This is a genomic window from Pseudomonas helvetica (genome assembly GCF_039908645.1).
Lineage (GTDB): Bacteria > Pseudomonadota > Gammaproteobacteria > Pseudomonadales > Pseudomonadaceae > Aquipseudomonas > Aquipseudomonas helvetica.
The window spans coordinates 1349715-1365339 of sequence record NZ_CP150917.1; the positions used below are offsets into that span (position 1 = coordinate 1349715).

General features: G+C 59.2%; 15 protein-coding genes. 8 read left to right on the forward strand and 7 right to left on the reverse strand.

All coding sequences use genetic code 11. The annotated features are described in order from the left end of the window. Window positions 1–18 precede the first annotated feature (18 nt). Window positions 19–831 carry a tRNA cyclic N6-threonylcarbamoyladenosine(37) synthase TcdA gene (gene tcdA / locus AABM55_RS06010; RefSeq protein ID WP_347929079.1) on the forward strand — a complete coding sequence of 271 codons (813 nt, stop codon included), beginning with the start codon at window positions 19–21 and terminating at the stop codon, window positions 829–831. A gap of 157 nt (window positions 832–988) precedes the next feature. Here tcdA and AABM55_RS06015 read toward each other — a convergent pair whose 3' ends face one another. The 7 genes from AABM55_RS06015 to map form a co-directional block, all read right to left on the reverse strand. After that, window positions 989–1393 (reverse strand): SufE family protein, encoded by a 405-nt coding sequence (locus AABM55_RS06015; protein ID WP_347929080.1) that lies wholly within the window; start codon window positions 1391–1393, stop codon window positions 989–991. After that, window positions 1390–2595, reverse strand: a complete 1206-nt coding sequence (locus AABM55_RS06020; RefSeq protein ID WP_347929081.1) for a cysteine desulfurase — start codon at window positions 2593–2595, stop codon at window positions 1390–1392. The genes AABM55_RS06015 and AABM55_RS06020 overlap by 4 nt, the downstream gene beginning before the upstream one ends. A 148-nt stretch (window positions 2596–2743) precedes the next feature. Then, window positions 2744–3778: a 2,3,4,5-tetrahydropyridine-2,6-dicarboxylate N-succinyltransferase gene (gene dapD, locus AABM55_RS06025; RefSeq protein ID WP_054595905.1), complete on the reverse strand. Its 1035-nt coding sequence runs from the start codon at window positions 3776–3778 to the stop codon at window positions 2744–2746. 33 nt (window positions 3779–3811) lie between these two features. Continuing rightward, window positions 3812–4120 (reverse strand): arsenate reductase, encoded by a 309-nt coding sequence (locus AABM55_RS06030; protein ID WP_237142995.1) that lies wholly within the window; start codon window positions 4118–4120, stop codon window positions 3812–3814. Window positions 4121–4398: 278 nt separating this feature from the next. Continuing rightward, window positions 4399–5598, reverse strand: a complete 1200-nt coding sequence (gene dapC, locus AABM55_RS06035) for a succinyldiaminopimelate transaminase (protein ID WP_347929082.1) — start codon at window positions 5596–5598, stop codon at window positions 4399–4401. A 44-nt stretch (window positions 5599–5642) separates the two neighbouring features. Further along, window positions 5643–8345: a [protein-PII] uridylyltransferase gene (locus AABM55_RS06040; protein ID WP_054595908.1), complete on the reverse strand. Its 2703-nt coding sequence runs from the start codon at window positions 8343–8345 to the stop codon at window positions 5643–5645. 43 nt (window positions 8346–8388) lie between these two features. After that, window positions 8389–9171 (reverse strand): type I methionyl aminopeptidase, encoded by a 783-nt coding sequence (map, locus tag AABM55_RS06045; RefSeq protein WP_054595909.1) that lies wholly within the window; start codon window positions 9169–9171, stop codon window positions 8389–8391. A 370-nt stretch (window positions 9172–9541) separates the two neighbouring features. Between map and rpsB the strand changes: the two genes are divergently transcribed. The 7 genes from rpsB (at window position 9542) to ispC (ending at window position 15621) form a co-directional block, all read left to right on the forward strand. Next, the gene (gene rpsB / locus AABM55_RS06050; protein ID WP_003219330.1) at window positions 9542–10279 is read left to right on the forward strand and encodes a 30S ribosomal protein S2; all 738 of its coding nucleotides are present in this window, start codon (window positions 9542–9544) and stop codon (window positions 10277–10279) included. A 204-nt stretch (window positions 10280–10483) separates the two neighbouring features. After that, window positions 10484–11347 carry a translation elongation factor Ts gene (gene tsf / locus AABM55_RS06055; RefSeq protein WP_054595910.1) on the forward strand — a complete coding sequence of 288 codons (864 nt, stop codon included), beginning with the start codon at window positions 10484–10486 and terminating at the stop codon, window positions 11345–11347. A 210-nt stretch (window positions 11348–11557) separates the two neighbouring features. Then, the gene (pyrH, locus tag AABM55_RS06060) at window positions 11558–12301 is read left to right on the forward strand and encodes a UMP kinase (RefSeq protein ID WP_011059526.1); all 744 of its coding nucleotides are present in this window, start codon (window positions 11558–11560) and stop codon (window positions 12299–12301) included. Further along, complete coding sequence (frr, locus tag AABM55_RS06065; protein ID WP_019692087.1) at window positions 12298–12855, forward strand: ribosome recycling factor; 558 nt, start codon at window positions 12298–12300, stop codon at window positions 12853–12855. The genes pyrH and frr overlap by 4 nt, the downstream gene beginning before the upstream one ends. Before the next feature lie 17 nt (window positions 12856–12872). Further along, window positions 12873–13628: a polyprenyl diphosphate synthase gene (gene uppS / locus AABM55_RS06070; RefSeq protein ID WP_054595911.1), complete on the forward strand. Its 756-nt coding sequence runs from the start codon at window positions 12873–12875 to the stop codon at window positions 13626–13628. Next, window positions 13628–14434 carry a phosphatidate cytidylyltransferase gene (locus AABM55_RS06075; RefSeq protein ID WP_347929083.1) on the forward strand — a complete coding sequence of 269 codons (807 nt, stop codon included), beginning with the start codon at window positions 13628–13630 and terminating at the stop codon, window positions 14432–14434. Before uppS ends, AABM55_RS06075 begins: the two co-directional genes overlap by 1 nt. Beyond that, window positions 14431–15621, forward strand: a complete 1191-nt coding sequence (gene ispC, locus AABM55_RS06080; RefSeq protein WP_347929084.1) for a 1-deoxy-D-xylulose-5-phosphate reductoisomerase — start codon at window positions 14431–14433, stop codon at window positions 15619–15621. Before AABM55_RS06075 ends, ispC begins: the two co-directional genes overlap by 4 nt. Window positions 15622–15625: the final 4 nt, after the last annotated feature.

A 15625-nucleotide genomic window follows, 5' to 3' on the forward strand; every position in this document is an offset into this window, starting at 1 on the left:
GTTTTTAGGGTAGTGGTCATGAGTACAGAAGATCCGCGGTTTGCTGGCATTGCCCGGTTGTATGGCATCGAAGGCCTGGCGCGTTTGCGCGCGGCCCATGTGGCAATTGTTGGCGTCGGTGGCGTCGGTTCCTGGGCGGCGGAAGCCATGGCCCGTTGCGGTGTCGGCGAAATCTCGCTGTTCGACCTCGATGACGTGTGCGTCAGCAACGTCAATCGCCAGTTGCATGCACTGGACAGTACTGTCGGCAAACCCAAGGTCGAGGTGATGGCCGAGCGCCTGCGCGGGATCAACCCGGAGTGCACCGTGCACGCGGTGGCGGATTTCGTCACCCGCGAAACCATGGCCGAGTACATCACGCCAAATATCGACTGCGTGATCGACTGCATCGACAGCGTCAACGCCAAGGCTGCGCTGATCGCCTGGTGCAAACGTCGCAAGATCCAGATCATCACCACGGGCGGTGCGGGCGGGCAGATCGATCCGACGCTGATCCAGGTGTGTGACCTGAACCGTACCTTCAATGACCCGCTGGCCTCGAAAGTGCGCTCCACGTTGCGTCGCGATTATGGTTTCTCGCGCACTGTGACCCGTCACTACAGCGTGCCGTGCGTGTTCTCCACCGAGCAACTGCGCTATCCGAAACCCGATGGCAGCATTTGCTTGCAGAAGAGCTTTGTCGGCGATGGGGTGAAACTCGACTGCGCAGGTGGTTTTGGCGCGGTGATGATGGTGACCGCGACTTTTGGCATGGTCGCCGCGACCAAGGCTGTGGATAAGATTGTGGCGGGTGTGCGGCGCCCGGCAGACAAGATCAAACCGGCGCAATAATCCTGCTGTTGTGGCGAGGGAGCTTGCTCCCGCTGGGTCGCGAAGCGACCCAAAAATCGAGCGCCGCAGGTTGTCAGACACACCGTATTCATCGATTTACGACTGCTGCGCCCGAACGCGGACCGGCCGACGGGAGCAAGCTCCCTCGCCACTGGTGTCAGGCGGCCAACTCATTCATCCGCTGCAACACCGCATTGAGGCCATTGCTGCGCGACGACGACAGTTGTCGCGATAACCCCAGTTGATTGAACCAATCGGGCAAATCCACCTGTTGCAACTCGGCGGCAGTCAAGCCGTTGACCCGCGCCAGCAGCAACGCCACCAACCCGCGAATCAATCGTGCATCGCTGCTGGCAGCAAACTGCCAATGGCCGTCCTGCAACGCGCCCACCAGCCACACCTGACTTTCGCAGCCGTGTACGCGATTGGCCTCGGTCTTGTCTGCATCGCTCAATGCCGGAAGCCGTTCGCCCCATTGCATCAGCAAGCGAGCGCGTTGTTCCCAGCCGGCAGCGGCCTGAAAGGTTTCCAGTGCCGTAATGGCATCCGCCGGCAGGCTCATCGCAACAACTCCAGCGCTTGATCAAGGGCTTCGAAAAAGTGCTCAAGGTCTTCCGAGTCGTTGTACAGCGCCAACGAAACCCGAATCGCTCCCGCCAGTTCAAAGCTTTTCAGCAACGGCATCGCGCAGTGGTGTCCGGCGCGTACGGCGATGCCCTGTTCGGTGAGCAGATGCGCCAAATCGGCGTTGTGCACGCCTTCGACGACAAAACTGGCCAGCGCCAGTTGTGGTTTGCCCAACAGGCGAATGCCATTGCGCGCCTGCAAGCCCTTCAACAGGTAATCATGCAGCGCGGCTTCGTGGGCGCACACGGCGTCCTGGTCGAGACCGGCGAGATAGTCGAGGGTCGCGCCCAGGCCAATCACGCTGGCAATCGGCGGTGTGCCGGCTTCAAAGCCCAGCGGGGCTGGGCGGAAGCGTGCGTCGTGGTAGTTGGCGTCCAGCACCATCTCGCCGCCGAACTGCCATGGGCGCAACTGCTGCAAGGCTTCGTTGCGGCCATACAGCACGCCGAGACCGTCCGGGCCATAGAGTTTGTGGCTGGAAAAAACGTAAAAGTCGCAACCCAGTGCCTGCACGTCATGGCGGCCATGGACCACGCCTTGGGCGCCATCGACCACGGTCAAGGCGTTCTGCGCCTTGGCCAGCGCCAGTAACGGCGCTAACGGCTGCCATGCGCCGAGCACGTTGGACAACTGGCTGACCGCCAGCAATCGCGTGCGCGGGCCGATCAACCGGGTGGCGGCGTCGAGATCGATCAGGCCGTCCGCGTCCAGTGGCAACACCACCAATTTCAGCTCGCGACGGTGCGCCAATTGCTGCCATGGCAACAGGTTGGCGTGGTGTTCCAGGGCGCTGATGACAACCTCATCGCCCGGATTGAACAGGTGTTCCAGGCCGTAGGCCAGGAGGTTCAGCGCAGAGGTTGCGCCGTGGGTAAAGATGATTTGCCCGCTGTTGCCGGCATTGAGCCAATGCGCGACTTTGCTGCGGCTGCCTTCGAACGCCTGCGTGGCATGGGCGCCGGGCAGGTGTTGCGCACGATGAACGTTGGCCGCGCCGTTGGCGTAGTAGTGCGCCAGCGCATCGAGCAGGGCTTGGGGTTTCTGGGTGGTGGCGGCGTTGTCCAGATAGGTCTGGTCTTGCCGTTGCAGAGCGGCGATGGCCGGAAAATCGGCGCGCCAGGGAGAAGGAATCATCATGCCATCGGGCCCTGATAAACATGGGCGGGTGTACGCCTGGCCCTGTAGGAGCAGAACTTGCTCGCGATGCTTTTGGCGGCCTCAAGGGCCCCATCGCGAGCAAGAGCTAGGCGCCCCCTGCTCCTACAGAGATCGTTTGGTGCACTGCTTAGTTGTGAGCGTGCAGCGCTTCGTTCAGTTCGATGGCCGATTTGTGGGTTTTGCATTCCACGGCACCGGTCTCCGAATTGCGGCGGAACAACAGGTCAGGCTGGCCGGCCAGTTCGCGGGCCTTGAGTACTTTGACCAGTTTGTTGTTCTCGTCCAGCAGTGCCACTTTGGTGCCAGCGGTCACGTACAGGCCCGACTCAACAGTGTTGCGGTCGCCCAATGGAATGCCGATACCGGCGTTGGCGCCGATCAGGCAGCCTTCGCCGACCTTGATCACGATGTTGCCGCCGCCCGACAGGGTGCCCATGGTCGAGCAACCGCCGCCCAGGTCCGAACCCTTGCCGACGAACACGCCCGCAGAGACGCGGCCTTCGATCATGCCAGGGCCTTCGGTGCCGGCGTTGAAGTTGACGAAACCTTCGTGCATCACAGTGGTGCCTTCGCCCACGTAGGCACCCAGACGAATACGTGCCGCGTCAGCGATACGCACGCCAGCCGGTACGACGTAATCGGTCATTTTCGGGAACTTGTCGACCGAGAACACTTCCAGCAGCTCGCCACGCAGACGGGCTTCCAGTTGATGTTCGGCCAGCTCGTTCAGGTCGATTGCGCCCTGGCTGGTCCAGGCCACGTTCGGCAGCAACGGGAAGATCCCGGCCAGGTTCAGGCCGTGTGGCTTGACCAGGCGATGGGACAGCAGGTGCAGCTTGAGGTAGGCCTCAGGGGTGGAGCTCAGTTGTGCGTCTTCGGCCAGCAGGGTGGCGACCAGCGGCTTGTGGCTTTCGGCCAGGCGGGTCAGCAACGCCGCTTGAGCAGCGTCGGCACCTTTCAGGGCTTCAGCCAGTTGCGCGGCCTGGGCGGTAGTGAAAGCGATAGCCTGATTGCCTTCGGTGTAGCCCAGAATCGGCGCGATAGCGGCGACCAGCTCAGCCGATGGCTTGAGTACCGGAGCTGCGTAAAACACTTCCAGCCATGCACCTTGACGGTTTTGAGTGCCGACACCAAAGGCCAGGCTGAACAGGGTAGTGGACATGTTTATACCTCTAACAAAATTGAACGGGCTGGCTTACTTGAGCGCTGCCGCGTAAATGTCTGGCTTGAAGCCAATCAGGGTTCGGTCACCGAGATCGAGCACCGGGCGCTTGATCATCGAAGGTTGTGCGAGCATCAATTCGATAGCTTTCGCCTGGTCGAGATCGGCTTTACGTTCGTCGTCGAGTTTGCGAAAGGTCGTGCCTGCACGGTTGAGCACCACTTGCCAGCCGTGCTCGTTGCACCACTGGGTCAGGTGTTCACGGTCGATTCCGGCCGTTTTGTAATCATGAAAGTCAAAATGCACAGCGTTTTCATCGAGCCAGGTGCGCGCCTTTTTCATGGTGTCGCAGGCTTTGATGCCGAAAAGGTGCAACGTTTTGCTTGAAGCGGTCAAGGAATTGCCCCCCTTTGGAGGTGCTGGAAATAAAAGATCAAGGATTATGCCATGAGCGAGCGGGTTCGGCGTCGGCCATGACCGGGCTTTGTCGCATTGCCGATGGCAGCTGTCAGCGGGCAGCTTAAGCGACCAATATGGCACTTCAACGGCGATTGATCGGGAACTCTGGTCGGATTTCATGCAGGAGCTGCCTGCGGCAACTCCTGCGGGCGATGTAACAGTTATCGACGGCGCAGAATGAAGTCGCGAATCCGTTCTGCCGCTTCAACGCATTCCGCCAAAGGCGCGACCAATGCCAGGCGCACTCGGCCAGCCCCCGGATTGAAACCGTCAACCTCGCGGGACAGGTATGAGCCTGGCACCACCGTCACGTGTTCTTCGACAAACAGATCACGGCAGAAGGCGGCATCATCGCCTTCGACGTTCGGCCACAGGTAGAAACCGCCGTCCGGGCGCTGTACGTCCATCACCGGGCTGAGGATTTCCAGTACCGCATCGTACTTCTCGCGGTACAGCGCACGGTTGGCCCGCACATGCACTTCGTCATTCCACGCGGCAACGCTGGCGAGTTGGGTCTGAACCGGCATGGCGCAGCCATGGTAGGTGCGATACAGCAGGAAGCCCTTGAGAATCTCGGCATCGCCGGCGACGAAACCCGAGCGCAGGCCCGGCAGGTTGGAACGCTTGGACAGGCTGTGGAACACCACGCAGCGTTTGAAATCCTTGCGACCCAGTTCCACGCAGGCGCTGAGCAGGCCTGGCGGTGGGGTCTGTTCGTTGAAGTAGAGCTCGCTGTAGCACTCGTCGGCAGCGATCACGAAGTCGTGTTCATCGGCCAGGGCGATCAGTTTCTTCAGGGTTTCGACCGGGATCAGCGCCCCCGTCGGGTTGCCCGGCGAGCACAGGAAGAGGATCTGGCAGCGCTTCCAGATATCGTCCGATACGGCGTCGAAGTCCGGGTTGAAGCCGTTTTCATCCAGGCACGGCAGGTAATGCGGCTTGGCGCCTGCGAGGAACGCTGCGCCTTCATAGATCTGGTAGAACGGGTTCGGGCTGACGATCAGTGCATCGTCGCCGCGATTGACCACGGTCTGGGTGAAGGCGAACAGCGCTTCGCGAGTGCCGTTGACCGGCAGCACGTTGCGCGCCGGATCGATCCAGCCACTCGGCACGCCAAAGCGCCGCTCGCACCAGCCGGCAATGGCTTCCCGCAGGGCCGGGATGCCAAGCGTGGTCGGGTACACCGCCATCTGATCCAGATTGCTCGCCAGCGCTTCAGCGACAAAGCTTGGCGAACGGTGCTTCGGTTCGCCGATGGACAACGCAATCGGGCGCTTGTCCGGGTTTGGCGTCACCGCACCGAGCAGGGCGCGCAGTTTCTCGAACGGGTAAGGCTGGAGCTGGTTCAGAGCGTTGTTCATCGGTGCGGGGTCTCACTCAAAAGCAGTTAAATCATGGCGCGCATTCAGATGCTGATGCGCGACAGTTCGATAGAGGGTTCGGGGCTGACGCTCAGTTGTTCGACGATCGCATCCTGCAAGCGACTGCACAGTTGCGGGTCGGACAACGGGTGATTGCTCGCGTCGGTGATGAAGAACACGTCTTCGACCCGCTCGCCGAGGGTGGCAATCTTGGCATTCTGCAGCGACAGGTCGAATTCGAGAAAGATTGTTCCGATCCGTGCCAACAGACCCGGACGGTCGGGGGCGCTGAGTTCCAGCACCGTCACCTGACGCTGGGCGTCGTTGTGGATCGTCACTTGCGGTGCGAACGCAAAGTGCTTGAGCTGACGCGGCACCCGACGCTGGATGATGGTCGGGTAGTTGTCCGGGTTGCGCAGGGCCTCGGTCAGGCCGTCGCGGATCTGTTTGACCCGCGCCGGGTTGTCGCCAATCGAGTCGCCGTCGGTGTCGAGCACGATATAGGTGTCGAGGGTGAACTGGCTGGTCGAGGTGATCACCCGGGCGTCGTGAATGTTCAGGTTGAGCTGGTCCATCGCCGCCACGGTCACGGCGAAGAAGTCGTGCTGGTCCGGCGCATAGATGAAGATCTGCGTGCCGCCCTCGAACTCGCGCTGGGTGGTTTCCTTGATCAGTACCAGTGGCCCGCCGTCGGCTGGCTGCTGGAGGATCGCCTCAGTGTGCCAGGCCACGTCGCCAGCGGTGTGACGCAGGAAATAGTCGTCGCCCAGTTGCGACCAGAGCTGTTCGACATCATCCGGGTCAGTGCCGCCGCGTACCAGAATATCCAGGGCGGCGCGTTGGGTCTGGCGGATCTGTTCTTCACGATCGACCGGGTTTTCCAGGCCACGGCGCAAGGCGCGCTTGGTTTCGGTGTAGAGCTGGCGCAACAGACTGGCGCGCCAGGAGTTCCACAGCGTCGGGTTGGTAGCGTTGATGTCCGAAACGGTCAGCACGTACAGGTAGTCGAGGCGGGTTTCGTCGCCGACGATCTGCGCGAAGTCGTGGATCACTTGCGGGTCGGACAGGTCTTTGCGCTGGGCGGTGGTCGACATCACCAGGTGGTTTTGCACCAGCCAGACAATCAGTCGGCTGTCCCACAGAGGCAGTTGATGGCGTTGGCAAAACGCTTCGGCGTCGACCGCCCCGATATCCGAGTGATCGCCATGCCGGCCCTTGCCAATGTCGTGGTACAGCCCGGCAAGGTAGATCAGCTCCGGCTTGGGCAGTTTGCCCATGAGCTTGCTGGCCAGCGGGAATTTCTCGGACACCTGGGTGTACTGCAGCTTACGCAGGTGTTTGATCAGGTTCAGGGTGTGGGCGTCGACCGTATAAATATGGAACAGGTCGTGCTGCATCTGCCCGACGATAAAACCGAACTCTGGCAGGTAGCGCCCGAGAATGCCGTAACGGTTCATCCGTCGCAGGTTGCGGTGGATGCCGATCTTGCATTTGAACAGTTCGATGAACAGGCTGGTATTGCGAATGTCGTTGCGGAAGTCGTCATCGATCAGGTGCCGGTGTTCGCGCAGCAGGCGAATGGTGTCAGCCCGCACGCCCTTGATTTCCGGCTGTTGGGCCATCAGCACGAAAATTTCCAGCATGGCAAACGGTGTGCGTCTGAACACGTTGGTGTTGATCGCCTCGATGTAGCCGTCATGCAACTGGAAGCGCGAGTTGATCGGTTGCGGCGGCGCTTCATCTTCCGGCGCGAGGATGACTTCCTCGAAATGCTGGATGATCAGGTCGCTGAGCTGGGCAATGCTCATCACCACCCGGTAGTACTGCTGCATGAAGTTTTCGATGGCGTGCTTGGCGTCATCGCCTTCAAAGCCCAGCAGCCCGGCGATCGAGCGTTGGTGATCGAACAGCAAGCGGTCTTCGGCGCGGCCAGCAAGCATGTGCAGGGCGTAACGAACCTTCCACAAAAACTCCTGGGACGAGGCGAGAAGGGCGTTTTCGCTTTCGACCAGGAAGCCTTCGCCCGCCAGTGCGCGCAGGTTCAGCGTGCCGTATTGGCGGCGTGCCACCCACAGAATCGTCTGAATATCCCGTAGGCCGCCAGGCGAGCCTTTGACGTTGGGTTCCAGGTTGTATTCGGTGTCGTTGTATTTGTGGTGACGTGCCTTCTGTTCAGCACGTTTGGCCAGGAAAAAATCCTTGGCCGGCCACATGTGCTCAGTGCTGGTGACATCGAGCATGCGCTGGCGCAAGTGCTCGGGGCCGGCAATGGTGCGGCTCTCCATCAGGTTGGTGATGATGGTCAGGTCGGCGCGGGCTTGTTCGGCGCATTCGTCCACCGAGCGTACGCTTTGGCCAACTTCCAGGCCGATGTCCCATAGCAGCGTCAGAAAACGCTCGATGGAGTCGCGGAAAACTTCGTGATCGGCGTTATCCAGCAGAATCAGCAAATCGATGTCGGAGTAGGGGTGCAGTTCGCCGCGACCGTAGCCGCCGACCGCGACCAGCGCGATGTCGGCGTCTTCACTCCAATTGAACTGCTCCCAGGCCTGTTGCAGGATGTTGTCGACGAACCAGGCGCGATCTTCTATCAGCCGGCGAATATCCCGTCCGCTGCGAAATCGCGCGTCGAGCACCTCTTGTGCCTGGCGGATGGCCTTCTTGAAGGCCGCGATCGGGCTTGCCTTCAGGGCCAGTTCTGCCTGGAACTGGCCGCGGTCGAAGAGTTCGGGATCCACCTGCGGCATCGATTGGCTTTCCTTCTATAGGCTGGGTGCAGAACTTGTCGGATCAGGCCGAAACGCGAGGGATGGTGTCATCGCTGCGCAGGGTGAAGATCTCGTAGCCGGTTTCGGTCACCAGCAGGGTATGTTCCCACTGGGCCGACAGCTTGCGATCCTTGGTGATCGCGGTCCAGCCATCGCCGAGGACCTTGGTGTCGGCACGGCCCTGATTGATCATCGGCTCGATGGTGAAGGTCATGCCGGCTTTCAGTTCCATGCCGGTACCGGCGCGGCCGTAATGCAGGATTTGCGGTTCTTCGTGGAACACCTTGCCGATGCCATGGCCGCAGAACTCGCGAACCACCGAGAAGCCGTTCTTTTCAGCGTGCTTCTGGATGACTTCGCCGATATCGCCGAGGCGGCAGCCGGGCTTGACCAGTTCGATGGCCTTGTACATGCATTCCTGGGTGACCTGCGACAGGCGCTCGGCCCAGACCGGCACGGTGCCGACGTGGAACATGCGGCTGGTGTCGCCGTGATAGCCATCCTTGATCACGGTGACGTCGATGTTCAGCGTGTCGCCGTCTTTCAGTGGCTTCTCGTTCGGGATGCCGTGGCAGACCACGTGGTTGATCGAGGTGCAGATCGACTTCGGAAAGCCTTTGTAGTTGAGCGGGGCAGGGATGGCTTTCTGCTCGTTGACGATGTAGTCGTGGCAGATGCGGTCCAGCTCTTCGGTCGTGACGCCCGGCTTGACGTATTCGGCAATCATTTCCAGCACGTCGGCGGCAAGCTTGCCGGCGATCCGCATTTTTGCGATGTCCTCTGGGGTTTTGAGGGTGACGGTCATACAGGTTCTCTCTACGCTCAGTGGCGCTTTCTATACGGAATGGGCCTGCGTGATGCTGCTCGCAGCCCTGAAAAACACGATTCTAACAGACGATCACGGCGAATCCGCGCCTCTGTGCATCGCTTCTCTCTATAGAATGGCGCATTCTGGGGGGATTCCAAGGGCCGGAACCAAAGCACTGATCAGGTTTTAAGAATCCGGGTTTCGTTTTCGCCCTCCTTGTGATATAAAATGCGCCGCTTTCCGGGTATACCCCGAAAAGCTTAAATCCACACACGTGTCGACACGATGACCTGGGTGCCTTCAGCTGATGCTGCTGGTTGGTCATTGGGATACGTGGAGGCCAAACCCGACTTATTAAGGAACTATCATGTCCCAAGTCAACATGCGCGATATGCTGAAGGCCGGTGTGCACTTCGGTCACCAGACCCGTTACTGGAACCCGAAAATGGGTAAGTACATTTTCGGCGCGCGTAACAAGATCCACATCATCAACCTTGAAAAAACCCTGCCAATGTTCAACGAAGCTCTGACTTTCGTAGAGCGTCTGGCCCAGGGCAAAAACAAGATTCTGTTCGTCGGCACCAAGCGTTCCGCTGGCAAGATCGTTGCTGAAGAAGCAGCACGTTGCGGTTCGCCGTACGTCGATCACCGCTGGTTGGGCGGCATGCTGACCAACTTCAAAACCATCCGTGCTTCCATCAAGCGTCTGCGTGACCTTGAAGTGCAAGCCGAAGACGGTACTTTCGCCAAGCTGACCAAGAAAGAGGCGCTGATGCGCACTCGCGACCTGGAAAAGCTCGATCGTTCCCTGGGTGGTATCAAGGACATGGGCGGTCTGCCTGACGCACTGTTCGTTATCGACGTTGATCACGAGCGCATCGCGATCACCGAAGCCAACAAACTGGGCATCCCGGTTATCGGCGTAGTCGATACCAACAGCAGCCCGGAAGGCGTTGACTACATCATCCCAGGCAACGATGACGCAATCCGCGCTATCCAGCTGTACATGGGTTCGATGGCTGACGCTGTAATCCGCGGTCGCAACCACGTTGCTGGCGGCACCGAGCAGTTCGTTGAAGAAGCTCCGGTAGCAGCAGCTGAGTAATTGACGCCTTGGCGTTGACTCAGTAAGCAAAAAGGGGGCTTGGCCCCCTTTTTGCCACCTCGAAAACCATTTGTTGGCGCCTGTTTTCAGGATGCCGCTACTGCATCTGTAATGTGCAGCAGCTAACAAGGGTGGTTCGGGAAGAATTGAACGCCCGTTCGATCGGGTGGAATGGTTGATAACCTATCCAAGAGGAATTTTGAAATGGCAGAGATTACTGCAGCGTTGGTCAAAGAACTGCGCGAGCGTACTGGCGAAGGCATGATGGACTGCAAGAAAGCCTTGACCAAGGCTGGCGGCGACATCGAGAAAGCCATTGATGACATGCGTGCTTCGGGCGCCATCAAGGCCGCCAAAAAAGCAGGCAACGTTGCTGCTGAAGGCGCGATCGCTCTGAAAGAAGACGGTAAATCCGCAGTCCTGCTGGAAGTGAACTCGCAGACTGACTTCCTGGCTCTGCAGGACGACTTCAAGGTATTTGTTGCTGCTAGCGTTGAAAAAGCGTTCGCCGACAAGATGACTACCGTTGAGCCTCTGATCGAAGCTCAAGAAGCTGCTCGCCTGGTATTGGTCGGCAAGGTTGGCGAAAACGTCAACATCCGTCGCCTGACTCGCGTTGAAGGTGATGTTGTTGGTGGTTACCTGCACGGCAACAAGATCGGTGTAGCTGTTGTTCTGAAGGGCGGCGACGTTGAGCTGGCCAAAGACATCGCTATGCACGTAGCGGCTACCAACCCTGAATTCCTGCTGCCGTCGGAAGTTTCCGCTGAAGCGATCGAGCGCGAGAAAGGCGTGTTCCTGACCCTCAACGCTGACAAAATCGCCGGCAAGCCAGAAAACATCGTTGAAAACATGGTCAAAGGCCGTATCAGCAAGTTCCTGGCTGAAGCGAGCCTGGTTGAGCAGGCGTTCGTCAAGAACCCTGAAATCAAGGTTGGCGAACTGGCCAAGAAAGCCGGTGCTGAAATCGTTTCTTTCACTTACTTCAAAGTAGGCGAAGGCATCGAGAAGCCAGTCGACAACTTCGCTGAAGAAGTTGCTGCTCAACTGGCTGCTGCCAAGCAGTAAGACGGTTTTTTAACTGTCGCCCTGAAGAGGCTGCCCGCTTACGCGCGCAGCCTCTTTTCAGATGGGGAAGCCAATTTATTTGGTTTTCCGTCGGAACTGGCTTACAAAGCCGTGTTCCGATGGCGCTGTGACAGCGTCACGTTAGAGTAAACGCAGGCTGCAAACAGCCCGCAAAGAATTTTTTAAAATACGCCGCAGGAGAGATTCGCAATGGCTCAGCAGGGCAGTGGTTATCAGGCTCGCTATAAACGCATTCTACTCAAGCTTAGCGGCGAGGCCTTGATGGGCTCCGAAGAGTTCGGGATCGACCCCAAGGTTCTGGATCGCATGGCACTGGAAGTCGGCCAACTGGTCGGTATCGGTGTTCAGGTCGGTCTGGTGATTGGTGGTGGTAATCTGTTCCGCGGCGCGGCACTGAGTGCGGCCGGCATGGATCGGGTGACTGGCGACCACATGGGCATGCTTGCCACTGTGATGAACGCCCTGGCCATGCGTGATGCGCTGGAACGTGCGAATATCTCGGCCATCGTGATGTCGGCTATTTCGATGGTGGGCGTGACCGATCACTACGATCGCCGCAAAGCCATGCGTCACCTGAACTCCAAGGAAGTGGTCATTTTCGCTGCCGGTACCGGCAACCCGTTCTTCACCACCGACTCGGCAGCCTGCTTGCGTGCGATCGAGATCGATGCTGACGTTGTGTTGAAGGCGACCAAGGTTGATGGTGTTTACACCGCTGACCCATTCAAAGACCCGCATGCCGAGAAGTTCGATCATCTGACCTACGATGAAGTACTGGATCGCAAGCTGGGTGTGATGGATCTGACGGCTATTTGCCTGTGCCGCGACCACAAGATGCCGCTGCGCGTATTTAATATGAACAAGCCCGGCGCCCTGCTGAACATCGTACATGGCGGCGCTGAAGGAACCCTGATCGAGGAAGGCGAGCAATGATCAACGAAATCAAGAAAGACGCTCAAGAGCGCATGACCAAATCCCTGGAGTCCCTGGCCCACGCTTTTGGTCAGATTCGTACAGGCAAGGCGCACCCAAGCATCCTGGGCAGCGTGATGGTGCCTTACTACGGTTCGGATACTCCTTTGAGCAGTGTGGCCAACGTCACCGTGAAGGACTCCCGGACCCTGCAAGTCGTGGCTTTCGAGCGCAACATGCTCGCCGCGGTCGACAAGGCGATCCAGAGTGCTGGCCTGAACCTCAACCCGACGAACCTGGGTGAGTTGCTGCTGATCTCCATGCCGGCCTTGACCGAGGAGACCCGCAAGGGCTTCACCAAGCAAGCGCGCAGCGCAGCCGAAGATGCTCGTGTCGCGGTGCGTAATATTCGCCGTGATGCACTGGGCGACCTGAAGAAGCTGGTCAAGGATAAGGAAATCAGCGAAGACGAAGAGCGTCGCGCGAGTGCCGATATCGACAAGTTGATCAAAGACTTCGAGGCTCAGATCAACAAGCTCACTGAAGACAAAGAAAAGGACCTGATGGCCGTATAAGGGGTCAGGACGCCTTCATGGAAAAGACCAAGCAGCCAGTGCTGTCCTCGGTGCCGCGCCACGTCGCGATCATCATGGACGGTAATAATCGCTGGGCTAAAAAACGTTTCTTGCCCGGTGTTGCCGGGCACAAGGCTGGCGTCGATGCTGTGCGCGCGGTTATTGAGGTGTGCGCTGAGGCCGGGGTTGAAGTACTGACCCTGTTCGCCTTCTCCAGTGAAAACTGGCAGCGTCCGGCCGATGAAGTCAGCGCCTTGATGGATTTGTTTTTCAAGGCGTTGCGTCGCGAGGCCAAGCGCCTCAACGACAACAACATCACGTTGCGTATTATCGGCGATCGTTCGCGCTTTCATCCCGAGCTTCAGGCCGCCATGCGTGAGGCGGAGGCAATGACCGTCGGCGCCAATCGTTTTGTCCTGCAGATCGCGGCCAACTACGGCGGCCAATGGGATATCGCCCAGGCAGCCCAACGTCTGGCGCGAGAGGTTCAGGCCGGGCATTTACGTCCGGACGACATTACTCCGCAATTGCTGCAGACCTGTCTGGCTACCGGTGATCTGCCGTTGCCGGATTTGTGCATTCGTACCGGTGGCGAGCATCGCATCAGCAACTTCCTGCTGTGGCAATTGGCGTACTCCGAGCTGTATTTCTCCGACCTGTTCTGGCCGGACTTCAAACACGAAGCCATGCGTAACGCATTGGCCGATTTCGCTTCTCGCCAGCGTCGCTTCGGTAAAACGAGTGAGCAGGTCGAGGCTGGAGCCCGGGTTTAATGCTTAAACAACGAATCATCACTGCGCTGATCCTGCTGCCGATCGCCCTGTGCGGATTTTTTCTGCTCGAGGGCTCCGGTTTTGCGCTGTTTATCGGCCTGGTCGTGACTCTTGGTGCCTGGGAATGGGCGCGTCTGGCAGGTTTCACTGCTCAACCAATGCGTGTCGCTTATGCCGCGTTGGTCGCGGCGATGCTGTTTGTCATGCATGTGCTGCCGGGGCTTTCGCCCTGGGTGCTGGGTGCTGCCGTGCTCTGGTGGGCGGTGGCAACCTACCTGGTGCTGACCTACCCCAAGACCAGTGAGCATTGGGCCAGTGCGGCCTGCAAGCTGGTTATCGGCCTGCTGATCCTGTTGCCGGCCTGGCAAGGTTTGATCCTGATCAAGCAAGAGCCGCTGGGTAACTGGTTGATCATGGCGGTGATGGTATTGGTCTGGGGTGCAGATATTGGCGCTTACTTTTCCGGTCGGGCATTCGGCAAGCGCAAGCTTGCTCCGCAGGTCAGTCCTGGCAAGAGCTGGGAAGGCGTGTACGGCGGCTTGCTGCTGAGCCTGGTGATCACCGCCATCGTTGGTCTGGTGCGTGACTGGACGGTCGGCGAGATGCTGAAAGGGTTGATCGGCGCGGCGATTATCGTGTTTATCTCGGTGGTCGGCGATTTGACCGAAAGTATGTTCAAGCGCCAGTCGGGTATCAAGGACAGCAGTAATCTGCTGCCGGGTCATGGCGGCATTCTGGATCGTATCGACAGTCTCACTGCGGCGATTCCGGTGTTTGCGGTATTGCTGTGGATGGCAGCATCGTGAGCCGCCCACAACAGATCACTGTCCTGGGGGCGACCGGTTCTATTGGCCTGAGCACCCTTGATGTCATCGCGCGTCATCCTGAGCGCTACCAAGTCTTTGCCTTGAGCGGCTTCTCTCGCCTGAGTGAGCTGTTGGCCTTGTGCGTCCGCCATGTGCCGCGCTTTGCTGTTGTGCCGGAGCTCGTGGCTGCCCGGCGTCTGCAAGACGATTTGCGGGCTGCGGGCCTTTCTACGCGCGTGCTGGTGGGGGAGGAGGGTCTGTGTCAGGTCGCTTCCGACGCTGAAGTCGATGCGGTGATGGCGGCGATTGTCGGTGCGGCGGGGTTGCGTCCGACGCTGGCGGCGGTGGAGGCGGGCAAGAAGATTCTGCTGGCCAACAAGGAGGCGCTGGTGATGTCCGGCGCCCTGTTCATGCAGGCCGTGCACAAGAGCGGGTCGGTGCTGCTGCCGATCGACAGCGAGCACAATGCGATCTTTCAGTGCATGCCCGCAGATTTTTCTCGTGGACTCGGCGCTGTAGGCGTTCGACGGATTTTGCTGACAGCGTCTGGCGGTCCGTTCCGGCAGACATCCATGGCTGAGTTGGCGCATGTTACGCCAGAGCAGGCATGTGCCCATCCCAATTGGTCGATGGGGCGCAAGATTTCGGTCGATTCGGCCAGCATGATGAACAAAGGCCTGGAGCTGATCGAGGCCTGTTGGCTGTTTGATGCCAAGCCGTCACAGGTTGAGGTGGTGATTCATCCGCAAAGCGTGATTCATTCGCTGGTCGACTATGTTGATGGTTCGGTATTGGCGCAGTTGGGCAATCCGGATATGCGGACGCCGATCGCTAATGCACTGGCATGGCCTGAGCGCATCGATTCCGGGGTTGCGCCGCTGGACCTGTTTGCAATCGCGCGTCTGGACTTCCAGGCGCCTGACGAAGAACGTTTCCCGTGCTTGCGTCTGGCGCGCCAGGCGGCAGAGGCCGGGAACAGTGTTCCGGCCATGCTGAACGCCGCGAATGAGGTGGCTGTTGCGGCCTTTCTCGATGGACGTGTCCGTTACCTGGAAATCGCGAGTATCATCGAAGAGGTGTTAAACCTCGAACCTGTGGTTTCGGTCGATGATCTCGATGCGGTTTTCACTGCGGACGCGAAAGCGCGTGTCCTGGCCGAGCGTTGGTTGAGTCGTCACGGGCGATAGGTGT